Origin of the sequence: Billgrantia campisalis (genome assembly GCF_022341425.1) — a bacterium.
In the GTDB taxonomy this organism is placed as follows: Bacteria; Pseudomonadota; Gammaproteobacteria; order Pseudomonadales; family Halomonadaceae; genus Halomonas; species Halomonas campisalis.
Genome location: NZ_JABFUC010000014.1, coordinates 107,831 through 129,130, shown reverse-complemented (window position 1 = coordinate 129,130; position 21,300 = coordinate 107,831). Strand labels below are relative to the sequence as shown.

Sequence of the window (21,300 nt, the reverse complement as noted above, 5' to 3'; positions counted from 1 at the left end):
ACGCAAGACTCGCTACCGGCTGGTGGCTAACCTTGACCGGGTGGGACTTTCACCCACTGGGTTTCAACTCATCCTTTCCACCTCCTCGGTTTCCCGGATGACCAGGCTTTGCCTGGCGCACTCAGAATAGTTGTCGTCCACCGGCCAGAGTAATTGTCGCTCTATATCACGTCCGGCGTCGGTGTGATTCGCCTCCCTCAGAGCCTGGAGGGGCAAGGTGGGGATCATCAGAAGCGGCCACCCACCTGAGAGCAGTTGTGCCTTACTGGCGCCCGGAACCGCCGACGTCAGCAATTCGGCGATGCCCTGGAGCTGGCGACAGCTGAGTTGCAGCGCCTGGGCATGAGCCAGATATTCCTCCGCAGCCGCTTCCGCGCGGGCGATCAGCAGTTGCTCGATTACTTCGGGGGTCTGGGCTTTCAGGGCCTCGAGCCGGGCCTGAACTGCCGACAGTCGGCGCTTTAGACCCGCCAGGGTCTGGGCGTTATTGCGCTCCTGGGACAGCGCGCTGGCCTGGTGGCCATCGCTGTCGCTCAGGATCTCCTGGATCTCCGCGTCCAGTGCCGCCAGCTCCTCTGGCTTGGCCTCCCCGGTGGCGATATCCGCCAACAGGTCTTCACGCGTCTGCTGCAGGGCATCCAGGGCGTCATCGTCGGTTCGCTCCAGGGTGGGCGCCGCCTGCGCATCCCGCACCAGGGCTTCGAAACGGACCATCTCGGCCTCGGCGGCTTGCAAGGCCTTCTGGTGCTCCCTCACTTCCTCGAGAGCCGCCCCTTGGCTGAGCTGCTGGATGCCCTGGCGCAGTGCGCCGATCTCGCCGTGGAGCTGCTGGCGGTGATGCTTATCTGTAGTGATGCGCTCCTTCAAGCGGCTCAGCTCAGCCTTGGCGGCCTTGAGCTGCCCCTCTAGCCCTGGATAGCTCCCCCTAGAGCTACTCTCCGCCCTGGCCGTCAGGCCGGCCAGTTCATCGTGGACCTGGCGTTGCTTGATGCACTGCTGATTGATCCGTTCATGTACTCGGCCCGCCTCCAGCTCGGTGCTGGCCAGTTGCTCCTTGAGCTCGATCCGATAGGCCAGGCGTTCTTTCAGCGAGAGCGGTGCCTGGGAGATGGAATCGACGCTCTTCCTGGTCTTGGGCATCAGGCTGGAGAGGGCCTTGCCCAGGACGTTCTTCGGCTGGTGGGCAGTCGTGGTGGAGTGTGGGGTGGGCATGATGCCTCCTGTCGCGATGGCTCAAGTAACCTCTGAGGAGCGGCGACCATGTGACGTGCGGCGCCTCCTTTCACCTCCATCACAGCAAAAGGCAGCAGGGGTCGTGATATGACACGCGTAATAGATATTCAAAGCAGGGAAGCACCCGCCGATCGGCGGGGCGGGGCAGGTTAGCGCGCGGAGCGCGACGCCATCGCCTTCAATGCCGTAATGGCCTTGCCAGCGGTGTCGCTGTTGGCGAAGCGCAAACTGGTGATACCGAAGCTGTGCTCCAGCCAGTGGTCAAGAGAATTCGGGTCGTCGCCTGCGGCGTACTCGCTCCACAATCGGCGGATCAGTGCGATCTGGCGTGGCGTGGCCATGCCGGCACGTTTGCCGAAATAGGCAGTGTCACGGGGCGGCTTGAAGCCCAACCACTTGAGGCGGGCCATCACCGCATCGAAGTCGGCGAGATCCAGCTCCGTGGAGCTGCGACAGCCCGTCACCTCCTCGAGCAGCTCCCGCCACTCGGCATCCGGGATAGCGAGCTGTCTACGGGCCACATGCAGCAGTTTTAGCTTGGAAGGGTAGAGCCTCATGGCGTGAGATCCTCCAGACCCTGTTTAAAATCGCTCAGAAACGTTTAACGATTTTCAGAAGAGCCAAGGTAGACCCCCAGGAGAGAAAACGCCCCACAGCCCCTCCTGGGGAATTTGGCGCTACGCGGCCCTGCTAGGTTTCAGTCCCTCCGAAAGGTGCATAACCAGCCCACGGCATTGGCTCTCGCTGATCTCATGAAGCTCGAGCGCTCTCGCTGCTTGCTTCTGGCAGAGACTCAACAAGCGCACCACATGATTGCCAGGCGACCCTGGCGCTGAGGCGTGATCGAGATATCCTGCCTCTAGGATCGCACCAATGAGGGACTCCAACTCTCCAAGGACAACGGAGGTATCGATGTTTGCTTCGTCCAAAGCTCCGGCGAGCTTTATCAGGTCGTTCATGGCTGTAACAGTCATCATTCAGGCTCCCTTGACTACGTCGGCATTGACCTTGCGCTGGCCGAGCTCGGCGGCCAGGTTCATACACTTCACGATGAAGTTGTTCACCACCAGCGGGTAGAGCATTGAGATCGGCGCCCGGCTATTGCGGCTCTGTAGAGTCAGACGTTCGCGCATGGCGTCATAGACGCCTTCCTCGAACACCTCACCAGCCTCCTTTCCCAGCCGCTTGAACTTAAGCGCCACATAGCCCTCCAGGTGGGCATCCAGTGGGGCCAGCTCTGCCACCTCGATGCGCCGGATTACCTCGCGGGCTTGCCAATTGCGGCGCTCGTCCAGGGTACCTTTCAGTTCAGGCTGACCGATCAGGATGATCGACAGTAGCCGCCGAAAGCCGTCCTCGAGCTCCCAGAATCGCTTGAGGTACTTCAGGGTGGGTACCGTCAGGTCATGCGCCTCCTCGATGATCAGCACATGGCTGGTACCGCCACGGCTGGAGCCGGTCAGCAGCCGCTCGATCTGGCGCGCCTTGGCCTCCAGCGAACGCTTGGGCCGCTCCTGGGAAATGTCCTCGATGATAGCGTCGCAGACGGCACTGGCGGTCAGGCGCTCCTTGTCGATGGTGCGGGGGAAGATCGGCGTGATGGCGTGCTCCTCGCGCTGGATGCGATCGATCAGGTCACGGCGCAGCACGCTCTTGCCGGCACCGGACTCACCGATCACCGCCAGGAAGCCGCCGTGCTTAGCGGTGCTGTACATGTGCTCGCGGATGTAGCGCTGATCGGGCGCCAGGAACACGTCTTCGGCCCCCTGGATATCGTCCAGGAAGGGGTCACGGAACAGACCGAAATGACGGCGGGCCAGCTGTGATAACATAACTTTCTCCGGTAGTTGATGCTCTTCAATGGCGAACGGAGCGGGGCCTCGGCCAGCGTGCGCGTTATCTTGGCGGATGGGGCGCACCCGGTCGGGGCTCTCGTCATCAATCTCAAATGCCACAGTTATCTCCTTTTCACTGGCACCCGCCTGGCGCAGGTAATCGGCTATCTGTTGCTGCAGAAAGCCCCTCGGCGTTCTTCCCGGCCAGGTATTGCGTGCAAGGATGCCGGTAATGATGGGCTTGGAAGGGTGCCGGCCACTCGACAGCACGACATGCTTCGACAGGTCGGCCTGCCGCACGCCGAGCGCCATCAATAGCCTCCTGGCCTTGATCGGCTGGTTTTCGGGCTGCCCTTCAATTTCTGGGTGAGTCTTGGTTGCAAGCATTTCGATTCCTCCATGCTTAGCGTGCCAGGGCGACGGCCTTCGGCGTCTTGGGCTGATCAGCCAGCCAGGCCGCCAGGTCGTCGAGTTGGTCTTCCGGCACCCCTTCCGGGTGCCGCTCTTTCACCAGGTCGCTCTCGTCCGGCGTGAGGCCCCGCCCAAGCCAGGCCCTTAGCCGCTTCAACGCCTCGATATGGGAGAGCGGTGCCAGGGTTGGTGCGGCGGCCTTGGCAACGTCCAGAGGCGTGCCACGGCGTGTCATGAAGGCCGGTAAGGTCTCGGCTGCCAGGTAACTGATCGGATCGATCTCGCCATTGAAGGGGGTCTTCCGCTTGCCCCGCGCCTTGTCGACCTCCTGCTGGGTCTCCACGCCATAGGCCGCCTTGTCCATCGCCTTGCGGTTGGTATCCACGTCGGTATCCGGCTTGCTCGCGTAGCTCTCGCCGAAAATCGGGCTGTCCAGGTAGAAGCCCGCAGCATCGCGCTCCAGTGGCAGGCACTCGATCTGCTCGCCATCCTCCTCCAGGGCTACGAACACATTAGGCGCCCGGTAGGGGTTCACCGTGACAGTCACGTTCTCGCCGACGCGCACGCCAGGCAGGTCCTCTACCGAGTAAGTCGCGGGGTCGAAGCCCTTGATGGCGAAGGAGATCGTCAGGTCACCCCGCACCTTGCGCGGCTCGGGCTTGGTGCGCAGCAGCTGCTCGCACAGCTCCCGCGGCGGGCACAGTCGCAGCTGCTCGGGCCTGATGGTCTGCCATAGGCCATAGCGCGTGCTACGGGTGCGGGTGTGGACCTTGGTGGCGCTGAAACGGCGCATCCATTTATGGGCCGCGGTATTCAGTGCTTCCAGGCTCTCCACCGTCATCAGTGACAAGCGTCCCTCGAAGCTACGCTCGACCAGGTCGTGGGTACGTTCGACTTGCCCCTTGCTGCGCGGCTGGCCCGGCGTATGCGCCCAGTGCGTCACCTGAAGCTGGTCCAGCAGGTTGCGGATCAGGTGCGACTGGTTGGCGCTGCCGGCATCCCATACCATCATCTTTGGCACACCGTGGAAGGGATCGTGCGGGTGGTCGCGCTTCGCCCAGGCGCGCATCAGAAACTCGAACAGTGTCTCCTGGTCTTCGCCAGCGGCCTGGAAATACTCAACGTAGAAAGTCCCGCTGTAGTGGTCGGTGATCAGGTATCGCAGCACCCGCTGCTTGGCCACCTTGGCGGCGTTCTGCGGCTTGTTCTTGTAGAACCGCTTCTCGTCCATCACCGCCAGGCCGCCCTTGTCCAGGTAGTAGAGAACGCAGACCGAGACGTCGAACTGATGCACGTGGTTGGGGTACTGGCTGCGCATCTGGGTGTACGGCGTGGCCCGGCTCACCTGGTCCGGGTGTACACCATATTCCCGCATCTTCCGAAAAAAGGTGTCTACCGAAGCCTGAGAGGTGACGCCGCTGGCAGGGTTCGCCCGAGCCATCTCCAGGGCATCCTCGCCCGACAACAGCCGCTTGCCGGTGTCGCGAGTGCTCTGACGCATGATGTTAGCCACGACTGTGGCCTCTTCGCGGCTGACCTGACTGGCACCACGGTCACGCCGGCGTTGCCGCTGCGCGTCCCAGCCGCTGGCCTTCAGGCCGCGATAGATCCGGTCCTTAGAGCAGCTCAGAAACTGAGCCGCCCGCGCCACGATCTGGCCTTTCTGGCCGCGTGGCGCCTCGCGAAGCTCCTGGGCAACACGGTCGAAATGGCGGAGTTCGTCGGCGCTGAATGTGGTCATGACGGCTCGACCTCCTGCATCCAGCTGTCGTCGACGTCCAGATCGACCGTCTCCAGCCCCAGCTCAATCTGCAGCTCATCCAGCTCAATGCGCAGTCGGGCCAGCTGCTGGGCGCAAGCGTGTTTCAGCTCGCGGGGTGCCTCTTCCCAGTCGAGGATCTCGACCATCACTGAGCGTAGCGGCAGCAGTAGACTGCGAGCCTTGAACCCTTCGGCCTCCAGGCGCCCTGAAAGCTCCTGTGCACGCTGGTCGGGCGTCAGGTGTTGGCGGCGATGCAGCTGCTCCTCAAGCTCAGCGATCCTGCTCGACTTGTCCTGAGTAACCCGGCGCGACGCCTCGAGCTCTTGCCGGCTTTCGTCAGCCTTCTGCTGCAGCGACTCTTTCTCCTTGGCATGCCTGGCCGCCATGTCCTCGATCAGCTCGACCAGGGTTTCCTTGTCTCCGGCCTGCACCGCCTCGCCCTGGATGATCAGCTCACGCTGCTCATCGGGTAACTGGCGAAGTTTGCGCAGTTCGCGGTAGCCGGCGCCGATGGCCCTGAGGCTTTCCAGAGCTTCCTCGCCGAAGACCTCCAAGTTCTTCAGGTCAGTATCTACGGATGATTTAGAGCGTCCTATTGCCCGGCAATAGCCCTCCCAAGTGCCGACGTCGTCGATTTTATTACCTTGGGAGTCAATGCCTGATTTCCCTTTAAGCTCCTTATATACTTGGGTTTTTTTCACCTTGGCCAGGGTTTTCAAAGTGACGACGGTTGTCAGTTTTGCGACCGCGTTCATGGCGCGAGCCTCACCAAGAAGTTGGTTGGCCTCATCCCGAGCTTCGGTATAACGCGCCAGCCCGGCCTTCTCGGCGCCTTCGATCAAGGCGCGCTCCTCCAGCTGCCGTTCAGCCACGTCAACCTGCTCCAGCTGATCGCGGAGCTGGTTGAGTGTGATATCAGGGTTGCGACCATCCATGCCAGGTCTCCTTCACTCGTTGTTCGAATTGGCGCGACGGTACGCTGCTGGGCTCAGTCCCATGCGGCGGCACACCGCCAACTCGGCATCGCTGATACCGTGCTTCAGCGCCTCAGTGCCGGGCACCCTGGTAAGGTGGGAGCGGCAGGCTGCTACGCCTTGCTGACGCAGCCACGTAGCGGTTGCCGGGCCAGCGATCCGGCCATCCCGCAGTCCCTCGGCAATCAGCGCCTCGATCTCCTGGGGAGAGTCATCCTCCGGGTTCGCCTGTCGGTAGGCCTCGGAGCTCAGCCCCATGGCCTTGCAAACGGCCAGCTCCACATCGTTCAGGCTCCGGTCAGCCTGAGTGGGCTCAACGGGATTGGCCTGGCAGAACTCTTCGGGGCTCAGACCCATCTCACGGCACACAGCCAGCTCGGCGTCGCTCAGGCGGCCACGTTGCTGGCCGGTTTGCAGTGGGAAGGCAGCCATCCCTGTGGCAATACGCTTGTGGTTATCCATGGTTGAGTTCCTCTCCTGTCACGTTTCGATATTCCTGCTGAACGCCTTGGATCCGGCGCAGTGCATCCCGCTGGTAGGCGTGTGCCACCGTGACCAGTTGGGAGGACACCTTCCAATGCATGCCCTTGGAGCCCGGTACCGGCACCTCGACCACCCAACCGTGGGCTTCCAGGGTCTTGAGCAACCGCCAGGCCGTGGTAGTTGATACCTCGACCGCTACTGCGATCTCCCCCAGGCGCTTGCCTTTGAAGCCGTCAGCCAGCAGCGCCTCGAACAAAGTCATCGCCTTGCTGACTGATTGATTCATCTCCTTACTCATGAGGCTCGCCCCCAAAGACTCGGTGATGCCGCTGACGCTGGTCGTCGAGCATCGCGAGCAGTTCGCCCACGGTTAGCTCGGAGACCGCTTTGCCCCTCCGCTCGACCCGGACCGCCAGGCCAGCGACAGCCCAGTGCGCCATCTCGGCGATGCCCCCGATCTGCTCTGATGCCGCCACCAGCGCCGCTTCCACCTGGGTCACGAGCAGCTGTGGCGACTTGCCGGCCATAGCCCTCACGTTCGTTGGTTCAGTCATGCTGTTGCTCCCTTGTGCCCCGGCGATACTTTAGGCTGTTGAAGTAGCGGTACAGCGCCATCTTGCTTGGGGCCCTGTCTCCGAACTTCTCCTTGGCCAGCGCCGCGATCTGGGGGACCGAGCGCATGCCGCGCAACCCATAGATGAAGTCCCTCACCTCGGGATCGTGATCGATCTTGAAGCGACTGAACTCGCCCCCGAGGATTAAATCAGCGCTGGAAGGTTCAGCATCATTGGCCGCTGCGGACTGGCCTACCGACTCCTGCATCGCCAGCTCTCGTATGGCCTCGCCCATCACCGCCAACGCATCAACGACCGAAAGTTTGTCGATGGCGCCCAGCACCCGGTTACGCCGCCTTTTCAGTTCTGGCGTGTTCAGCATCACTCGTCACCTCCCATATCAGCGCCAAATTCGAACCCCGGCTGGCGGTGCCGCTCGATCGTCCCCTGGTGCCAGGCCAGCTGCTCCATGGTGGTATACAGCGCGCCCAGGGTGTCCTCAGCCTCAGCTTGGCCGTCGTAGTAGCGCAGCAGCAGGCCCACTGCCTCGGTGAAACTTAATTGCAGCGCGTTGATGTCAGCGCCGTTGCCACGCTTGCCGGTCGGGATATCGATCAGCAGCTTGTGGCTTGAGTGGCCGATATAGCGCGTAATGAAGTCGATCCCGCAGGCCTGCTCGAAAGGCCGGATCAAAATTGCCGGCATGCGCCCCGACTCCATCCATTTGTACAGCGACCACTTGCTGGACAAGCCCATAAGGTCGGCGACGCGATCCACGGAACGCTGGTGTTTCACCCGCGCATACTCCAGGTTCCACTCCATCGCCTGCCGCAGCGAGCCGGGTTGCCGGTACTTCCAACTACGCCTGGTCATTGCCCTATCCCCTCAACCGTGCCGTCCAAACAAAGGCGGCTGGTGCCCCTACTACCCCGCCTGGGGACCGTTTAACGTTTAGCTATGCCAATGCCACTGACCGGGGGGCTCGAATGACGCCGGAATCCTCAGCAAGCCGATGCCGCAGCGCACGCCCCTTGGGACCGTTCCAAGCGCCCACTAGGGCAGACCTGGCATTGGTAGGGTTGTGGCCATGCTCACGACACCAGGCCGCCAAGGTGGTGCCTCTGGCGATGAACCCGCCGCGCACCTGCTGATACAGCTCCGGACCGGGCTTCACGTCATTGCCGTTCATCTTGGGATACCTCACAATTAGTTGTATCAAATAAGAACTATGCAGCACGTTCGTTCATAATATGGAGAACATACGTACTCATGTCAAGCACGAATGAGGATCTTGAGGTTGGTGCGCGCCTGAAGGAACTACGAGAGCGCGAGAAGCTGTCGCAGCAGGCCTTTGCGGATTCTTTGAACGTGTCCTTGAGGACCTACCAAAATTATGAGAGGGGGCAGCGTGCCGTCTCAAAGGAGCTACTCTGCGCCCTGATCAACCAGCATGACGTTGATGTCACATGGCTGCTGACTGGCGTGAAGGGGGGAACACCGCCAGATTCACACCAGGACGCTTCCGCGCCTGAGATCAATGAGGGGCGATTCCGAGAGGTGTGGGCAGCTCTTCGCTCTGAAGACTGCCAGCTCAGGCACTTGGAGGGGGATCTACTCCTTGGCCAGGCCATATACATCTACAACCAGTTTGCCCATATCGATGACCAAGGTTCTCGCGCTAAGGCTATCCGCGGCGTTGTTAAGCTATTGAACCTAGTAACTTTGAAGTCGGAGGCGCAGCAGCTGCGACATTTCGTGAGACAGCATCCAGAGATGCCAAAGGCGGTCGTCGACGAATTTGAAGGCCTGGCTCAGAGGCTAGAGAACCAGGCGAGTGCCGAAGAGCGCGGCCTGGAAGAAGCAACGAGCGAAGAAGAACGGCAATCGTCACGGCTTGCCCATAGCGCTCATCAGAGTATTTTTGGCAGTGGCAACCAGGTAGCAGGCCGCGACTTCCAAAACCACGGAGATCATAAGGGCGGTCGCGGGGGCAAGCGGTGACATCGGATAAACAGCAGCCCCAGGTGGCCCAGGAGATCGGCGGAAGCGACAATCAAGTAGCGGGGCGTGACTTCTACAACCAGGTTCAGGAGCACGTACCGCCGGTCGATAGCCCCTATCTCCAGAACTGCAAGGCCTGTGGCTGGCACGGCGTGGCTGTGAATGCCGCTCAGTGCGGGAAGTGCGGTTACGACTACGCCCTGGAGCGTGCTATCGCCGTCGAGCGTGAACGCAAGGATCGTGAACGCCTGGTGCTGAGTTCAATCTATGGCCTTGGCACGATGGTTGGCATTGCTGCCTGGACAAGCAGCCGAACCTCGCTCGGCTTCCTGGACGCCGTGGCCGTGTGTGGCTTCGCGGCAGTCTTCGCCTGGGGAGGTTGGATCTGGCTCCGAGCCTGTTGCTCGGTGAAGTGGCAAGCGCTCAAGCGCCGCTGGAGAGATTGAGGAGCTATCTGCGGCCCCACATTCTATCTCGCAAACTGAAACCACCATTCCATTTTCTATCCCATGATATACCGTGTCCTCCCGCGAAGTTTCGCATTTATCTTACGGCGCTCCATGGAATTATCTTAAGAGGGGACACTATTTCGCCAATTTTTGCCTCGTCTTGCCTTCATTCGCCTGTTTTGTAAACACCCTCTCATCTCGTCGGCTCCTGGTAAGTCGTCACTTTCCATTCAATGGGCATGCCGGACACCACCTCGATCACCCGTTCGGCCTCGTTGGCGAGGTGGCGATGCAGGCGCTGCAGGAAGGCCAGGTAGCGCCAGGTCTCGGCGTCCCGGGGCGGCAGGTCCTCGTTGAGGTCGTTGGAGACCACCACCAGGTCGATGCATCGGGCGCGGGCCTCGGCCAGCAGGGCCGTGAACTGCTCGTGGGCCTGGCGCTCGCTGAAGGCGGCTTCAAAGATGGCGCGACTGGCCCATAGTGTCAGGCAGTCGAGCAGCACGCTGGCACCGTCCGGCACGCCCTCCAGGGCCTCGCCCAGCGCCAGGGAGGCCTCCCGAGTGAGCCAGCCCTCGCCCCGCGCGCGGCGATGGCGAGCGATTCGGGCGGCCATCTCGCCGTCGCTGGCACGGGCGGTGGCCAGGTAGTAGAGCGCGCCGCCGCGGAGCTCCCGCCGCTCGTGGGCCAGCCGCTCGGCCACCTCGCTCTTGCCCGAGCGCGCCCCGCCGCTGACGAAGGCGATCATGCCTCGCCCTCTTTGCTCAGCGCCGCCAGCAGGCGGTCGTTGTCGGCCCGGTCGCGCAGCGCCAGGCGCAGCCAGCCGCCGTCGAGCCCGGCGAAGTTGTGGGTGTGGCGGACGAGTATCCCGCAGCGCAGCAGCCGCTCGAAGAGCGCATCCGTCGACACCAGAGCCATTGCCGCTGGCCCTGTCACCCGAGTTGAGCCGTCGACAGGTCTTCGAGGAGGCGCTGTGAACCCCTCCATGGGCGCTACATTTGCCATCCCTGGCAAATGACCTCCTCTTCGACCTGCCCTCGGCTCTGGCATTGTGTGTCTAGGCGATTGTCCTGTCAGCCTTTCGGGCCCCAAAGCGGGTCTCACCAGAAAGAAGTTGGCGCGGCTGGGCACGACCCGGAGTCCCCGCCGGGCGAGACCGAGTGCAAGCCGGGGGCGCTCCTCCAGCAGCCAGGTGCGCATGCGCGCCATGAACTCGCCATCGTCGAGCAGCGGTGCCACCAGTTCGGCGGCCAGGTGGTTGACGCTCCAGGGCGGCTGGTGCGCCCCGACCCGCCGCACGGTTTGCGAGTCGGCCAACAGATAGCCCAGCCGCAGGCCCGGCAGGGTGTAGCACTTGGTCAGCGAGCGCAGCAGCAGCAGATGGGGAAAACGCCCCAGCAGCGGCGTCAAGCGCTCGTCGCCCTCCACGACGAAATCGATGAAGGCCTCGTCGATCACGACTCGGCAGCCGAGCGGTTCGGTCAGCGCCAGCAGCCGCTCGACGGCCTCGCGGGGCACCAGGGTGCCGGTGGGGTTGTTGGGTCGGCACAGGAACAGCAGCCCACAGCCACCCAGCTGCGCCGCCACTCGCTCCGGGTCGAGCGCGAAGTCGGGTGGCGCCAGGGAGATAGCGTCGACGGCCAGGCCGCAGGCGCGGCAGGCCCGGGCGTACTCGGTGAAGGTGGGCTGGACGATCGCCGCGCGCCTGCCGGCGCTAGCCGCCGCCACCAGGAAGATCGCCTCGGCCCCGCCGTTGGTGAGCAGCACCTGGTCGACGCCGACGCCCTCGCGGCGGGCGATGGCGGCCCGGGCCTCGGCGTAGTCCGGCGCCGGGTAGCGGGCGAGGCCCGCGGCCAGCTCCGCGAGCCGAGCCGGCACCCAGGCCGGTGGCCCCAGCGGATTGAGATTGGCGCTGAAGTCGACCAGCGGGTGATCGGCGGGCAGCCCATAGCGCGCCAGCAGCGCGTCGGCCTGGCCGCCGTGGGCTGGCCAGGGCGCAGTCTCGTTCATCGCAGAGTCTCGTTCCGCAGATGCCTTGCTCATCGCAGCAGCTCCCCGAGCAGCACCAGGCCGGCCATCATCAGCAGGAAAAGCAGCCAGCCGGCGTGCATATGGCGAATCGCCCGATCAATATGGGTCACCCCCAGGGCCTCGAGCGGTTCCCCCAGGGTGGCGCGGTGGGAGGGAACGCCGGCGTAGTGATTGGTGCCCCCGAGCCGAACGCCCAGCAGGCGCGCCATCATCGCCTCCGGCCAGCCGCTGTTGGGGCTGGCATGGCGCGGCACCTCGCGAACCACGCTGGCCAGGGCGCCCCGGCAGCGGGCGGCGGGCAGGGCCAGCGCACCCAGCCACATCGCCAGGGCGGTGAGCCGGGCCGGCAGCCAGTTGGCCAGGTCATCGAGCCGGGCCGAGGCATAGCCGAAGTCGGCATAGCGCGCATTGCGATAGCCAACCATGGAGTCGAGGGTGTTGACCGCCTTGTAGGCCAGCGCCAACGGCGCCCCGCCGAGCAGGGCCCAGAACAGCGGCGCGGTGATGCCGTCCACGCTGTTCTCGGCCACGCTCTCCACCGCCCCGCGGGTGATCTCGGCCTCGTCGAGGGTGGCGGTATCGCGCCCCACCACCTGTCCCAGGGCCAGGCGCGCCTCGGTGAGATCGCCCCGCGCCAGCGGCACGGCCACCGCCAGGGCGGCATCGCGCAGCCCCTTGATGGCCAGAGTGGTGGCCAGCAGCCACAGCTCGGCGACAAGCGCCAGCGCAGGATGAATCCAGGCGAGTCCCCTGAGCACCAGCCAGGCGAGCAGGAAGACCCCGGCCACCACCAGCGCCGTCAGCAGGAGGCCCTTGAGTCGCCGCGCCCGGGGAGAGCCGTGATTCCAGGCCCGCTCCAGCACGGCGATCAGCCGGCCCATGCCCACTACAGGATGCGGCAAGCACCGCGGGTCGCCGATCAGCAGATCGAGCAGGATGGCCGCCGACACCAGGCCCAGCAGCGCCAGGGAGAGCGGTTCGGCCATGCCGCTCAGTCCGACTCGCCGGTGTCGACGCCGGCCGCCTCGAAAGTGGCCATATCGGCCAGCATGCGACTGGCCGCCTCCAGCAGCGGAAATGCCAGGGCCGCACCGGTGCCCTCGCCCAGGCGCAGCTCCAGGTCGAGCAGCGGGTGAGCCCCAAGGGCGGCCAGGGCGTGGGCGTGTCCCGGCTCCCGGGAGCGGTGGCCAAAGATCAGGTAGTCGCGCACCGCCGGGCTGAGTCGACAGGCGAGCAGCGCCGCCGTGGTGGCGATGAAACCGTCCACCAGCAGTGGCACCCGCCGCGCCGCACCGCCCAGATAGGCGCCGACCATGGCGGCGATCTCCAGGCCGCCCAGCTTGGCCAGCACCTCCAGGGGGTTATCCGGGGCCGGCGCCCGGGCGGCAATGGCCCGCTCGATGACCGTCCGCTTGTGGGCCAGACGCTCCTCCGCGATCCCCGTGCCTTGCCCGGTCAGGCTGGCCACGGGCTTGCCGGTCAGCACCGCCAGCAGCGCGCTGCTCGTCGTGGTGTTGGCGATGCCCATCTCCCCGACCACCAGGCAGCGGCAGCCGGCATCGACGGCCCGCTCGGCGGCGCGAATCCCCGCCTCGATGGCCCGCTCGGCCTCGCCGGCGCTCATGGCGTCCCGCTCGGTAAAGTTGGCCGTGCCGAGGCGCACCTTTTCGTTCACCACGCCGTCGGCGGGCAGCGCCTCGGCCACCCCCACGTCGATGACCTCTAGCCGCGCTCCGATGCCCTGGGCAAACACATTGATCGCCGCCCCGCCGGCCACGAAGTTGGCCACCATCTGGGCGGTCACCGACTGAGGGAACGCCGAGACCCCCTCGGCGGCCACGCCATGGTCGGCGGCGAACACCAGCACGCCGGGAGGCGAGACGCGCGGGAAGGGCTCGCCGGTCACGGTGGCCAGGTTGACGGCCAGCGACTCCAGCTGGCCCAGGCTGCCCGGCGGCTTGGTCAGGCGATTGAGGTGGTCGACGACCTGGGGGACGATCGACTTGTCGACAGGGCGAAGGCGCGCAATGGTCTCGATGAGCATGGGGGCATCCTGCGTTGGCTCGAAAACGGCGCCCATCATAGGCGCTCGGAACTATACCGTCGACAAGCCTGCGGGGAGGCGCTGTAAACCCATCCCTGGGCGCTACCGGCGCCCTGCTTCGCTCTCGCGTCCTGCTCCGCTTGCAGGACCGGTGCTGGCCATCCATGGCCAGCCCGTTCGAAGCAGTGCTTCTCACCCCTGGCGCAGGACCTCCCCTTCGGCTTGTCTCCGCCCCCCTGCGCTTCGCCACTACGGATTTCCCTGCCAACGGTCAGGACGACTTCGGGCGACGACTCTCGGCGCCACCGGCCAGGCGCCAGCGGTGGGCCTGCTGGCCGTGGACTTCCCCGCCGCCAGTGACCGGGGGCTGGCTCCAGGCCAGCCGCGCGGCATTGCCCATTACGCTCAGCGAGCTGGCCACCATGGCCAGTACCGCCACCAGCGGCGGGATCGCCATGCTCACCGCCAGGCCCAGCGCCAGGGCATTGTAGAGCGCCGAGAGCACCAGGTTCTGGCGCATCACCCGCCGGGTGCGCCGGGCCAGGTCCCAGGCCTCCTCGACGCCGCCGATGCCCGGGCGCAGCAGCACCACCGCCCCACCCTCCCGCGCCGCCGAGCTGGCGCCCAGCGGCGCCACGCCGACGCTGGCCGTGGCCAGGCCGAGGGCATCATTGAGCCCATCGCCCACGTAGAGCGACGGCTGGGGGAGCGCGGCAATCAGCGCCGCCTTGGCCTCGGGGCTGCGGCCGGGAAAGCATTCCGCCTCCCGCAGCCCCACCGCCCGACCCAGCCGCCGCACCGCCGGTGGACGGTCGCCGCTGATCAGCGCCAGGGTCAGACCGCCCTGGCGCAGTCGCGCCAGCGTCTCGGCGGTGCCGGGCAGCGCCGCCTCGCCCAACAAGACGCTGCCCAGCCAGCGGCCGTCACAGGCCAGGGCCACCTCGCTGTCGACGCCGGCATCGCCCTCCGGCACGGCGATCCCTCGCTGGGCCAGCCAGGCCCGGCTGCCGAGGCACAGCTCGCGGCCGTCGGCCAGTCGCACCCGGCGACCGCGGCCGGCGATCTCCTGCCGCTGGTCCACCTCCCCGCTCTCGCTCACGCCCCGATCATGCGCCTCACGGCGCAGGGCGCGACCCAGCGGGTGGTCGCTGCCGCGGGCGGCCAGCGCGGCCAGCGCCAGCAGCCGCTGGCCCTCGACACCCGGCGCCGGTCTCAGCTGGGTGACGACGGGCTCCCCCGCGGTCAGGGTGCCGGTCTTGTCGAAGGCGGCCGAGCGTACCCGGGCCAGGGTCTCGAAGGCGGCGGGGTCGCGAAAGACCACGCCCCGGCCCAGCGCGCGACCGCTGCCGGCCAGCCCGGCCAGGGGAATCGCCAGCCCCACCGCACAGGGGCAGGCCACCACCAGCACCGACAGGGCGCGCACCATGGCTTCCTCCGCCGGCACCCCAGCCAGCCAGGTCGCCGCCAGAGTCAGCACGGCAAGGACCACCGCCAGGGGACTCAGCCAGGCGGCGAAGCGGTCGGCGAGACGCGCCAGCTCACCCTTGCGAGCCTGCTGCCACCACATCTGCTCGCGCAGCCGGTCGAGCCGGCACTCGCCGGCCACGGCGGTGACGCTCATCTCGAGCGCCGGCCCCAGGTTGCGACAGCCCGCGGCCAGCCCCTCGCCGGACAGGCAGCGCCGCGGAGCACTCTCGCCGGTGAGCGGCGCCGTATCGAGTCGCGCCTCAGCCGTCTCCAGGGTGCCGTCCAGGGGGATCGACTCGCCGGTGGCCACCCGCAGCCGATCGCCGCGATGCACCTCCTCCAGGGCACAGCTTTGCCAGCGGCCCTGCGACCAGCGGCTGACCTCGTCCGGCGGCATATGCAGCGCCTGCAGGGCGCGCAGCCCGCGGTGGCGACACAGGGTCTCCACCAGGCGGCCCACCAGCAGCAGGCCGATCAGCATCACCGCGGTATCGAAATAGACCTCCGACGAGCCGCGCCCCAGCAGCCACAGCGAGACACCGACGGCGCCCAGGGCCCCCAGCGACACCAGCGCATCCATGCCGGGTCGACGCGCCCGCAGGGTACGCCATGCAGCACGATAGAAGGGCCAGCCGGCATAGGTCACCACCGGCACCGCAAAGGCCCCGGATGCCCAGGCCATCACCCCCTCCAGGCCGGCGTCGGGCAGCGCACCGGCGTAGATCAGCAGCGAGGCCAGCATGGTCCACATGCCGAAAACCGCCGCCACCAGCAGCCGCAGGCTCAGGTAGCGGCTCTCCGCCTCCAGGCGCACCGCGGCGTCCCGCGCCGCTTCCGGCGGCGCCAGGCGGTAACCCAGCCGCGCCACCGCCGCGGCCAGCCGCCCTTCCTCCAGTGCCTTCGGCTCACCGCTGACCAGCAGGGTGGCACTGGGGTAGTGCAGGCTTGCCGAGTGAACACCGGGCAGACGTACCAGTTGGGCCTCGACGGCCAAGGCGCAGCTGGTGCACCACAGCCCCTGCACCGAATGGAGCACTTCGGCCGGCGTCGCCTCGCCGGCCCGCGGCTTCACACACATGGCGACAAGGCAACGACCGGCAGCCCCATGTAGAGGGCCCCTATGGCAGCGAAGATGTAGAGTCCGGCGGAGAGTCTTGCCAGATAGCGCGCCCGCCCCCGGGCGGCTCTGGCGGCCTGCCAGGCCCGCCAGGCCAGCCAGGCCAGCAGGCCGACAGTCGCCAGGGTCAGCAGTGCCAGACCGGCATTGATGGCGGTGAAGGCACCCTGCAACGGGTCCGGCGGCGCCACGGCACAGGCCACCGAGAGCCCACCATAGAAGGCCACGAACCACAGGCTCCAGAGGATCATGCCAATGACCAGGTGCAACGGGTGCGTCAGGGGCAGGCGAGCCATCATGCGCTTCCTCCCATCAGCGTCGGCAGCAACCAGAAGGCGGCCACCAGCACCCAGTAGACGCCCAGGTGATAGCGCCACAGCTGCACCACCACCAGCGGCTCGTAGGGCAGCCGGGCGCTGACGTAGCCATAGCCGACCCGCCGCCCCTGCAGCAGCACCAGTACCGTCGCCAGCCCGGAGTGAATCAGCCCGTAGATCAGCGCCACCGTCACCACGGCATCATGGGCACTGGCGGTGGGGGCCAGCTCCGCCTGGCGCAGCAGGACCACAAGCAGCACCAGCTGCAGCGCGCCGAGGGCGGCCGTGCCGTACAGGCCGAACGCCAGGCCCCGGTCATGGCCACGGCGCAGGCCGCGCACCAGCCGCTCCAACCACAGGGCCGCGGCGGTGAGCACGACTCCGCCGGCCAGCAGCAGCGGCAGCGACAGCGGCGAGGCGTCGGGCATCTGCCACTGCGGCGAGACGGTCCAGAGATAGAACCAGCCGAACAGCAGCGAGAGGAAGAGCGCGCCGTTGGCCAGCAGCCCAATCCCCATGCCCCAGCGCCCCGGGCCGTCCAGGGTGCGCGAGTGAAGCGGGGGATCGCCGGGGGCCACCTCGTCACTCGCCGAGGCCCGGGGGTGGGCACCGTTCTCCCAGGACCAGTACAGCAGCACCACCACCGCGACCAGGGTGGCCAGCCCGGCCACCACATAGACACGCGCCAGCAGGCTCACGCAGACCACCGCCAGGGCAGCCGCCGCGCTTACCGGCCACCAGCTGTTGGTGGGGACATGGACCACCTCGCGGACCTGGCCGGTCAGGGGATCGCTGCCCCACATCTCGCGCCGACCGAATGTCGTCCCTGCCAGGCCATGCTCGCCGGCGGAGGTGCTGCGCGGCAGATCCGGGTCGTCCCAGAGGGGATGGCGGCTGTGGACCGCCGGCAGGCTGACCAGGTTGTAATTCGTCGGTGGCATGGTATTGGCCCACTCCAGGGTATCGGCGTGCCAGGGATTGCGGGGTGACCGGCGACCGAAGCGGAAATGCAGCGCGAAATCCACGATCACCATGGCAATGCCCACCGACAGGATGAAGCCACCCACCGAGGAGATCAGATTGAAGAGATCCCAGCCCATGGTCGTGTCATAGGTGTAGACCCGCCTCGGCATGCCCAAGAGCCCCGTCCAGTGCATGACCAGGAAGGTCAGGTTGAAGCCGAGGAAGGTCAGCCAGAAGCCCCAGCGCCCCAGGCGTTCGGAGGGCAGCCGTCCGGAGAGCAGCGGCATCCAGTAGTAGGCACCGGCGACCAGCGGAAACAGCATGCCACCCACTACCACATAGTGCAGATGCGCGACCACGAAATGGGTGTCGTGGACCTGCCAGTTGAAGGGCACCAGGGCCAGCATGACACCGGTCAGCCCACCAATAACGAAGATGATCAGAAAGCCCAGGATCCACAGCATGGGCAAAGTCATGCGCGGCTTGCCCAGCCATAGGGTGGCCAGCCAGGCGAATATCTGAATGGCGGTGGGAATCGCGACCAGCATGCTGGCGGCCGAGAAGAAGGTCTGGGCCAGCTGCGGAATGCCCACCGTGAACATATGGTGCACCCAGAGCCCGAAACTGACGAAGCCGGTGAGAATGACGGCGGCCACCACCCAGCTGTAGCCGACGATGGGACGCCCGGCGAACACCGGAATCAGCGTCGAGACGATCCCCGCCGCAGGCAGGAAGATGATGTAGACATCGGGGTGGCCGAACAACCAGAATAGATGCTGCCAGAGCACCGGGTCGCCACCGGCTTCCACCACGAAGAAGGGCATACCCACGGCGCGCTCCAGCTCCAGCAGGATGCTGGCCAGGATCAGCGGCGGGAAGCCCATCACGATCATGAATGCCATGACCAGGATGTACCAGACAAACAGCGGCATCCGGGTCAGCGACATGCCCTGGGTGCGGGTGCGCAGGATCCCCACCACCAGTTCCACCCCCGCGGCCATGGCCGAGATCTCCACGAAGGTGACCCCCAGCAGCCAGAAATCGGACCCCGGACCCGGCGAAAACTCGCTGGAACTCAGCGGGGTGTAGAGGAACCAGCCGCTTTCCGGGGCGATCTCCAGCAGCAGACTGGAGATGATGATGATCCCGCCGAACAGGTAGCAGAAGTAGCCGAAGGCGGTGAGTCGTGGGCAGACCAGATCGCGGGCGCCGATCATCTTGGGGACCATGTAGATCGCCAGCCCCTCGAGCATGGGGATGGCGAACAGGAACATCATCACCGTGCCGTGCATGGTCATGACCTGGTTGTAGAGATCCGGCGAGAGGAAGTCCTGATCCGGCAGCGCCAGCTGGGCGCGTATCAGCATCGCCAGCACCCCGCCGATCAGGAAAAACACCAGGCCGGTGATCATGAAGCGCAGGCCGAGGGTGGTATGGTTGACGACGGTCAGCGCCCGGAAACCCCGCGGGTTGGCCCAGACCTCATCCAGGGTTCGATGCAGTTCCTCGGGGTCGCGACGGGGCGTGGAGGTCTCGCTCATGGTTGAAGGGTCTCCAGCCAGGCGCCGATCGCCTCTAGGGTCTCGGCGTCGATGTCATCATGGGCGGGCATGCGATTGCCGGGCTTATATGCCTGATGGTGGCGCAGCCAGTCGGCGATGGCGCCCTCCTGCATGGCCATCACCCCGGCCCCCAGGGTCGCCCGGACCCCGATATCGCTGAGGTCGGGTCCCACGTCACCCTCGCTGACACCGGCGACACGATGGCAATCGGCGCAGTGCTCACGGAAGTGTTCCCGCGCCTCGGCATGCTCCGGTGTCGGCGCCGGCTCAGGCCGCCGCGCCGCCAGCCAGGCCTCGACCTCTTCCCGCGGCATGGCCTCCACATGCAGGCGCATATTGGCATGCTGGGCACCGCAGAACTCGGCACACTGGGCGCCGAACACACCGGGCACCTCGGCTTCCAGCCGGATGCGGTTGATACGCCCGGGAATCATATCGATCTTGCCGCCGAGCCGGGGAATCCAGAAGGCGTGGATCACATCCGCCCCCGTGACATGGAAATCCACCGGCTCGCCCACCGGCATCACCAGCTGGTTGGCGGTGACCACCTCTCCCCCCTCGGCATCGGGGTAGCGCACCTCCCACCACCACTGATGGCCGACCACCTCGATCACCATCGGCGGCTTTCCGATGGGCAGCGGCAGCATGTGCTGCCCCGCCGGAACGCCCCAGGCGAGCAAGACCACGATGGTTACCCCGGGCAGCAGGATCCCGCCGCCCAGTATCCAGTGTCGGCCAATGCGGCGTTCGTCCTCGGCACTACGTTCGGGGCGACTGCCGCCACGGAAGGTGTAGAGCCACAGCACCACCAGTGCCACGAAGACCAGGGTGAAGAAGGCCAGCATGCCCCACCACACCAGGGCCACGTCGCGGGCCGCCGGCCCCGCGGGGTCGAGGATCGAGGTATCGCCGGCGCAGCCGGCCAAACCGAGCCCCAGGGGCGCGGCCCAGGCCAGCGGGCGTTGGCGAATCGACTTGACCACGGCTCGGCCGGCACCTTGAATGCGAAGAGAGCGATTGTCACGATCCGGGGAGGCTCCATGGCCAGGACACGTCAGCGCGCGACCCGAACACCGCGGGGTACGGTGCATCACACCATCAGAAGCCACGCCGCCATCGCCGGGCACCCATTGCACCCGGTCTTGATTCACTTTCCGGTGGCGATGCTGATAGCGCTGGTGGCCAGCGATCTCGGCTATCTCTACACCGACGACCCCTTCTGGGCCCGGACCGGGCTGTGGCTGGCCGGGGTGGGCGCCTTCGGTGGCTGGGTCGCCAGCCTGATCGGCCTCATCGATCTGACCACCATCAAGGAGGTCCGGCGTCTGGTGGCCGGCTGGTGTCACGCCATCATTGCGGTAATGATGCTGTCGCTCGCCTCGCTGAACTGGCTGCTGCGCTTTCATGACGCCAGCGCCATTTTCCCCTGGGGACTCGGCCTGTCGCTGCTCACCGCCGGTCTGGTGGCGCTCGCCGGCTTTCTCGGTGGCCAGCTGGTCTACGAGCACGCCGTGGGCGTCGACCTGGACCACGCCCTGGAGGAACTGGAAGAAGAGTGATGCCCGGCGCGACCTTGCCCGGTCCGCGATCCAGTGACGGCTCATGGTAGCCCTCCGCTCCAGTCCAGCGGCTTGGTCAGCACCAGCATGAACACCGCCAGCATGCTCAGCCCGGCCAGCAGCGCACAGCCCAGCGCCCCGGCTGCCAGCCAGCGCTCGCTGCCCGCCTCCAGCCGTATGACCAGCCATCCCAGCAGGGCATGGCTGATCACCATGCCCACCACCGCCACCAGCTTTAAGATCAGCCACCCCCCCAGCAGGCCGTGGAGCAGGAACAGCAGCGTGCCCGAGATGATGGCAACCAGCGCCGAGGGCGTAGCCAGGGCGTTGAAAAAGGTGCGGAGCAAGGACGGCGCTGCGGTGCCGAAGGTGGCGTCGCGATATCGGGACAGGCACTGGCAGAGCAGGGCCGGCAGGTAGAGTAGCGCCCCGCACCAGATGACCAACGCAACGATGTGCAGAAACTTGAGCCAAGGCATAACAGCATCCTTGCGCAGTAACCGATGTTGGTGGAGCCCACTCTGTTCACCCTAGCCAACGC

22 protein-coding genes are annotated in these 21,300 nt (G+C 66.0%); 3 read left to right on the top strand and 19 right to left on the bottom strand.

The annotated features are described in order from the left end of the window. Positions 1-63 precede the first annotated feature (63 nt). From HOP52_RS16205 to HOP52_RS16160, 10 genes are all read right to left on the bottom strand, one after another. Positions 64-1,212 carry a coiled-coil domain-containing protein gene (locus tag HOP52_RS16205; RefSeq protein ID WP_238978448.1) on the bottom strand — a complete coding sequence of 383 codons (1,149 nt, stop codon included), beginning with the start codon at positions 1,210-1,212 and terminating at the stop codon, positions 64-66. Between the two features lie 170 nt (positions 1,213-1,382). Beyond that, entirely contained in the window at positions 1,383-1,790 is a 408-nt protein-coding gene (locus HOP52_RS16200; protein WP_238978447.1) for a regulatory protein GemA, read from the bottom strand. A 420-nt stretch (positions 1,791-2,210) separates the two neighbouring features. Beyond that, complete coding sequence (locus HOP52_RS16195) at positions 2,211-3,065, bottom strand: ExeA family protein (protein WP_238978446.1); 855 nt, start codon at positions 3,063-3,065, stop codon at positions 2,211-2,213. Positions 3,066-3,471: 406 nt separating this feature from the next. Beyond that, positions 3,472-5,220 (bottom strand): transposase, encoded by a 1,749-nt coding sequence (locus HOP52_RS16190; RefSeq protein WP_238978445.1) that lies wholly within the window; start codon positions 5,218-5,220, stop codon positions 3,472-3,474. After that, entirely contained in the window at positions 5,217-6,176 is a 960-nt protein-coding gene (locus HOP52_RS16185) for a hypothetical protein (protein WP_238978444.1), read from the bottom strand. Before HOP52_RS16185 ends, HOP52_RS16190 begins: the two co-directional genes overlap by 4 nt. A gap of 12 nt (positions 6,177-6,188) precedes the next feature. After that, positions 6,189-6,677, bottom strand: coding sequence for a phage protease (locus HOP52_RS16180; RefSeq protein WP_238978443.1), 489 nt, complete (start codon positions 6,675-6,677; stop codon positions 6,189-6,191). Next, a complete protein-coding gene (locus HOP52_RS16175) occupies positions 6,670-6,996 on the bottom strand; it encodes a helix-turn-helix domain-containing protein (RefSeq protein ID WP_238978442.1) in 327 nt (108 codons plus the stop codon). Before HOP52_RS16175 ends, HOP52_RS16180 begins: the two co-directional genes overlap by 8 nt. Further along, positions 6,989-7,252: a hypothetical protein gene (locus HOP52_RS16170; RefSeq protein ID WP_238978441.1), complete on the bottom strand. Its 264-nt coding sequence runs from the start codon at positions 7,250-7,252 to the stop codon at positions 6,989-6,991. Before HOP52_RS16170 ends, HOP52_RS16175 begins: the two co-directional genes overlap by 8 nt. Continuing rightward, positions 7,245-7,634 (bottom strand): hypothetical protein, encoded by a 390-nt coding sequence (locus tag HOP52_RS16165; protein ID WP_238978440.1) that lies wholly within the window; start codon positions 7,632-7,634, stop codon positions 7,245-7,247. The genes HOP52_RS16170 and HOP52_RS16165 overlap by 8 nt, the downstream gene beginning before the upstream one ends. Further along, positions 7,634-8,125: a hypothetical protein gene (locus HOP52_RS16160; protein WP_238978439.1), complete on the bottom strand. Its 492-nt coding sequence runs from the start codon at positions 8,123-8,125 to the stop codon at positions 7,634-7,636. Before HOP52_RS16160 ends, HOP52_RS16165 begins: the two co-directional genes overlap by 1 nt. Before the next feature lie 396 nt (positions 8,126-8,521). Here HOP52_RS16160 and HOP52_RS16155 point away from each other — a divergent pair, with 396 nt between their 5' ends. Further along, on the top strand, positions 8,522-9,253 hold the full coding sequence (locus HOP52_RS16155; RefSeq protein ID WP_238978438.1) for a helix-turn-helix domain-containing protein: 732 nt from the start codon (positions 8,522-8,524) through the stop codon (positions 9,251-9,253). Between the two features lie 23 nt (positions 9,254-9,276). Beyond that, complete coding sequence (locus HOP52_RS16150) at positions 9,277-9,699, top strand: hypothetical protein (protein ID WP_238978437.1); 423 nt, start codon at positions 9,277-9,279, stop codon at positions 9,697-9,699. Between the two features lie 196 nt (positions 9,700-9,895). On the opposite strand, the gene HOP52_RS16145 is transcribed toward HOP52_RS16150, so the two are convergent. The 8 genes from HOP52_RS16145 to coxB form a co-directional block, all read right to left on the bottom strand. After that, positions 9,896-10,447: a bifunctional adenosylcobinamide kinase/adenosylcobinamide-phosphate guanylyltransferase gene (locus HOP52_RS16145; protein ID WP_238978436.1), complete on the bottom strand. Its 552-nt coding sequence runs from the start codon at positions 10,445-10,447 to the stop codon at positions 9,896-9,898. Further along, positions 10,444-11,709: a pyridoxal phosphate-dependent aminotransferase gene (locus HOP52_RS16140; RefSeq protein WP_238978435.1), complete on the bottom strand. Its 1,266-nt coding sequence runs from the start codon at positions 11,707-11,709 to the stop codon at positions 10,444-10,446. The genes HOP52_RS16145 and HOP52_RS16140 overlap by 4 nt, the downstream gene beginning before the upstream one ends. A 29-nt stretch (positions 11,710-11,738) precedes the next feature. Then, entirely contained in the window at positions 11,739-12,716 is a 978-nt protein-coding gene (cbiB, locus tag HOP52_RS16135; RefSeq protein WP_238978434.1) for an adenosylcobinamide-phosphate synthase CbiB, read from the bottom strand. Positions 12,717-12,721: 5 nt separating this feature from the next. Then, positions 12,722-13,774: a nicotinate-nucleotide--dimethylbenzimidazole phosphoribosyltransferase gene (cobT, locus tag HOP52_RS16130; RefSeq protein ID WP_238978433.1), complete on the bottom strand. Its 1,053-nt coding sequence runs from the start codon at positions 13,772-13,774 to the stop codon at positions 12,722-12,724. Between the two features lie 271 nt (positions 13,775-14,045). Next, positions 14,046-16,319 (bottom strand): heavy metal translocating P-type ATPase, encoded by a 2,274-nt coding sequence (locus HOP52_RS16125; RefSeq protein ID WP_238978432.1) that lies wholly within the window; start codon positions 16,317-16,319, stop codon positions 14,046-14,048. Beyond that, on the bottom strand, positions 16,310-16,657 hold the full coding sequence (locus tag HOP52_RS16120; protein ID WP_238978431.1) for a hypothetical protein: 348 nt from the start codon (positions 16,655-16,657) through the stop codon (positions 16,310-16,312). Before HOP52_RS16120 ends, HOP52_RS16125 begins: the two co-directional genes overlap by 10 nt. Then, entirely contained in the window at positions 16,654-19,179 is a 2,526-nt protein-coding gene (gene ctaD, locus HOP52_RS16115; protein WP_238978430.1) for a cytochrome c oxidase subunit I, read from the bottom strand. The genes HOP52_RS16120 and ctaD overlap by 4 nt, the downstream gene beginning before the upstream one ends. Continuing rightward, a complete protein-coding gene (gene coxB, locus HOP52_RS16110; RefSeq protein ID WP_238978429.1) occupies positions 19,176-20,183 on the bottom strand; it encodes a cytochrome c oxidase subunit II in 1,008 nt (335 codons plus the stop codon). The genes ctaD and coxB overlap by 4 nt, the downstream gene beginning before the upstream one ends. A 57-nt stretch (positions 20,184-20,240) precedes the next feature. Between coxB and HOP52_RS16105 the strand changes: the two genes are divergently transcribed. Further along, positions 20,241-20,759, top strand: a complete 519-nt coding sequence (locus HOP52_RS16105) for a DUF2231 domain-containing protein (RefSeq protein WP_238978428.1) — start codon at positions 20,241-20,243, stop codon at positions 20,757-20,759. 41 nt (positions 20,760-20,800) lie between these two features. On the opposite strand, the gene HOP52_RS16100 is transcribed toward HOP52_RS16105, so the two are convergent. After that, on the bottom strand, positions 20,801-21,238 hold the full coding sequence (locus HOP52_RS16100; protein ID WP_238978427.1) for a CopD family protein: 438 nt from the start codon (positions 21,236-21,238) through the stop codon (positions 20,801-20,803). Between the last annotated feature and the right edge of the window lie 62 nt (positions 21,239-21,300).

Coding starts and splice junctions, on each gene's coding strand:
- HOP52_RS16205 (WP_238978448.1), bottom strand. CDS start 1,212: ATGCCCACCCCACACTCCACCACGACTGCCCACCAGCCGAAGAACGTC.
- HOP52_RS16200 (WP_238978447.1), bottom strand. CDS start 1,790: ATGAGGCTCTACCCTTCCAAGCTAAAACTGCTGCATGTGGCCCGTAGA.
- HOP52_RS16195 (WP_238978446.1), bottom strand. CDS start 3,065: ATGTTATCACAGCTGGCCCGCCGTCATTTCGGTCTGTTCCGTGACCCC.
- HOP52_RS16190 (WP_238978445.1), bottom strand. CDS start 5,220: ATGACCACATTCAGCGCCGACGAACTCCGCCATTTCGACCGTGTTGCC.
- HOP52_RS16185 (WP_238978444.1), bottom strand. CDS start 6,176: ATGGATGGTCGCAACCCTGATATCACACTCAACCAGCTCCGCGATCAG.
- HOP52_RS16180 (WP_238978443.1), bottom strand. CDS start 6,677: ATGGATAACCACAAGCGTATTGCCACAGGGATGGCTGCCTTCCCACTG.
- HOP52_RS16175 (WP_238978442.1), bottom strand. CDS start 6,996: ATGAGTAAGGAGATGAATCAATCAGTCAGCAAGGCGATGACTTTGTTC.
- HOP52_RS16170 (WP_238978441.1), bottom strand. CDS start 7,252: ATGACTGAACCAACGAACGTGAGGGCTATGGCCGGCAAGTCGCCACAG.
- HOP52_RS16165 (WP_238978440.1), bottom strand. CDS start 7,634: ATGCTGAACACGCCAGAACTGAAAAGGCGGCGTAACCGGGTGCTGGGC.
- HOP52_RS16160 (WP_238978439.1), bottom strand. CDS start 8,125: ATGACCAGGCGTAGTTGGAAGTACCGGCAACCCGGCTCGCTGCGGCAG.
- HOP52_RS16155 (WP_238978438.1), top strand. CDS start 8,522: ATGTCAAGCACGAATGAGGATCTTGAGGTTGGTGCGCGCCTGAAGGAA.
- HOP52_RS16145 (WP_238978436.1), bottom strand. CDS start 10,447: ATGATCGCCTTCGTCAGCGGCGGGGCGCGCTCGGGCAAGAGCGAGGTG.
- HOP52_RS16140 (WP_238978435.1), bottom strand. CDS start 11,709: ATGAACGAGACTGCGCCCTGGCCAGCCCACGGCGGCCAGGCCGACGCG.
- cbiB (WP_238978434.1), bottom strand. CDS start 12,716: ATGGCCGAACCGCTCTCCCTGGCGCTGCTGGGCCTGGTGTCGGCGGCC.
- cobT (WP_238978433.1), bottom strand. CDS start 13,774: ATGCTCATCGAGACCATTGCGCGCCTTCGCCCTGTCGACAAGTCGATC.
- HOP52_RS16125 (WP_238978432.1), bottom strand. CDS start 16,319: ATGTGTGTGAAGCCGCGGGCCGGCGAGGCGACGCCGGCCGAAGTGCTC.
- HOP52_RS16120 (WP_238978431.1), bottom strand. CDS start 16,657: ATGATGGCTCGCCTGCCCCTGACGCACCCGTTGCACCTGGTCATTGGC.
- ctaD (WP_238978430.1), bottom strand. CDS start 19,179: ATGAGCGAGACCTCCACGCCCCGTCGCGACCCCGAGGAACTGCATCGA.
- HOP52_RS16105 (WP_238978428.1), top strand. CDS start 20,241: ATGGCCAGGACACGTCAGCGCGCGACCCGAACACCGCGGGGTACGGTG.
- HOP52_RS16100 (WP_238978427.1), bottom strand. CDS start 21,238: ATGCCTTGGCTCAAGTTTCTGCACATCGTTGCGTTGGTCATCTGGTGC.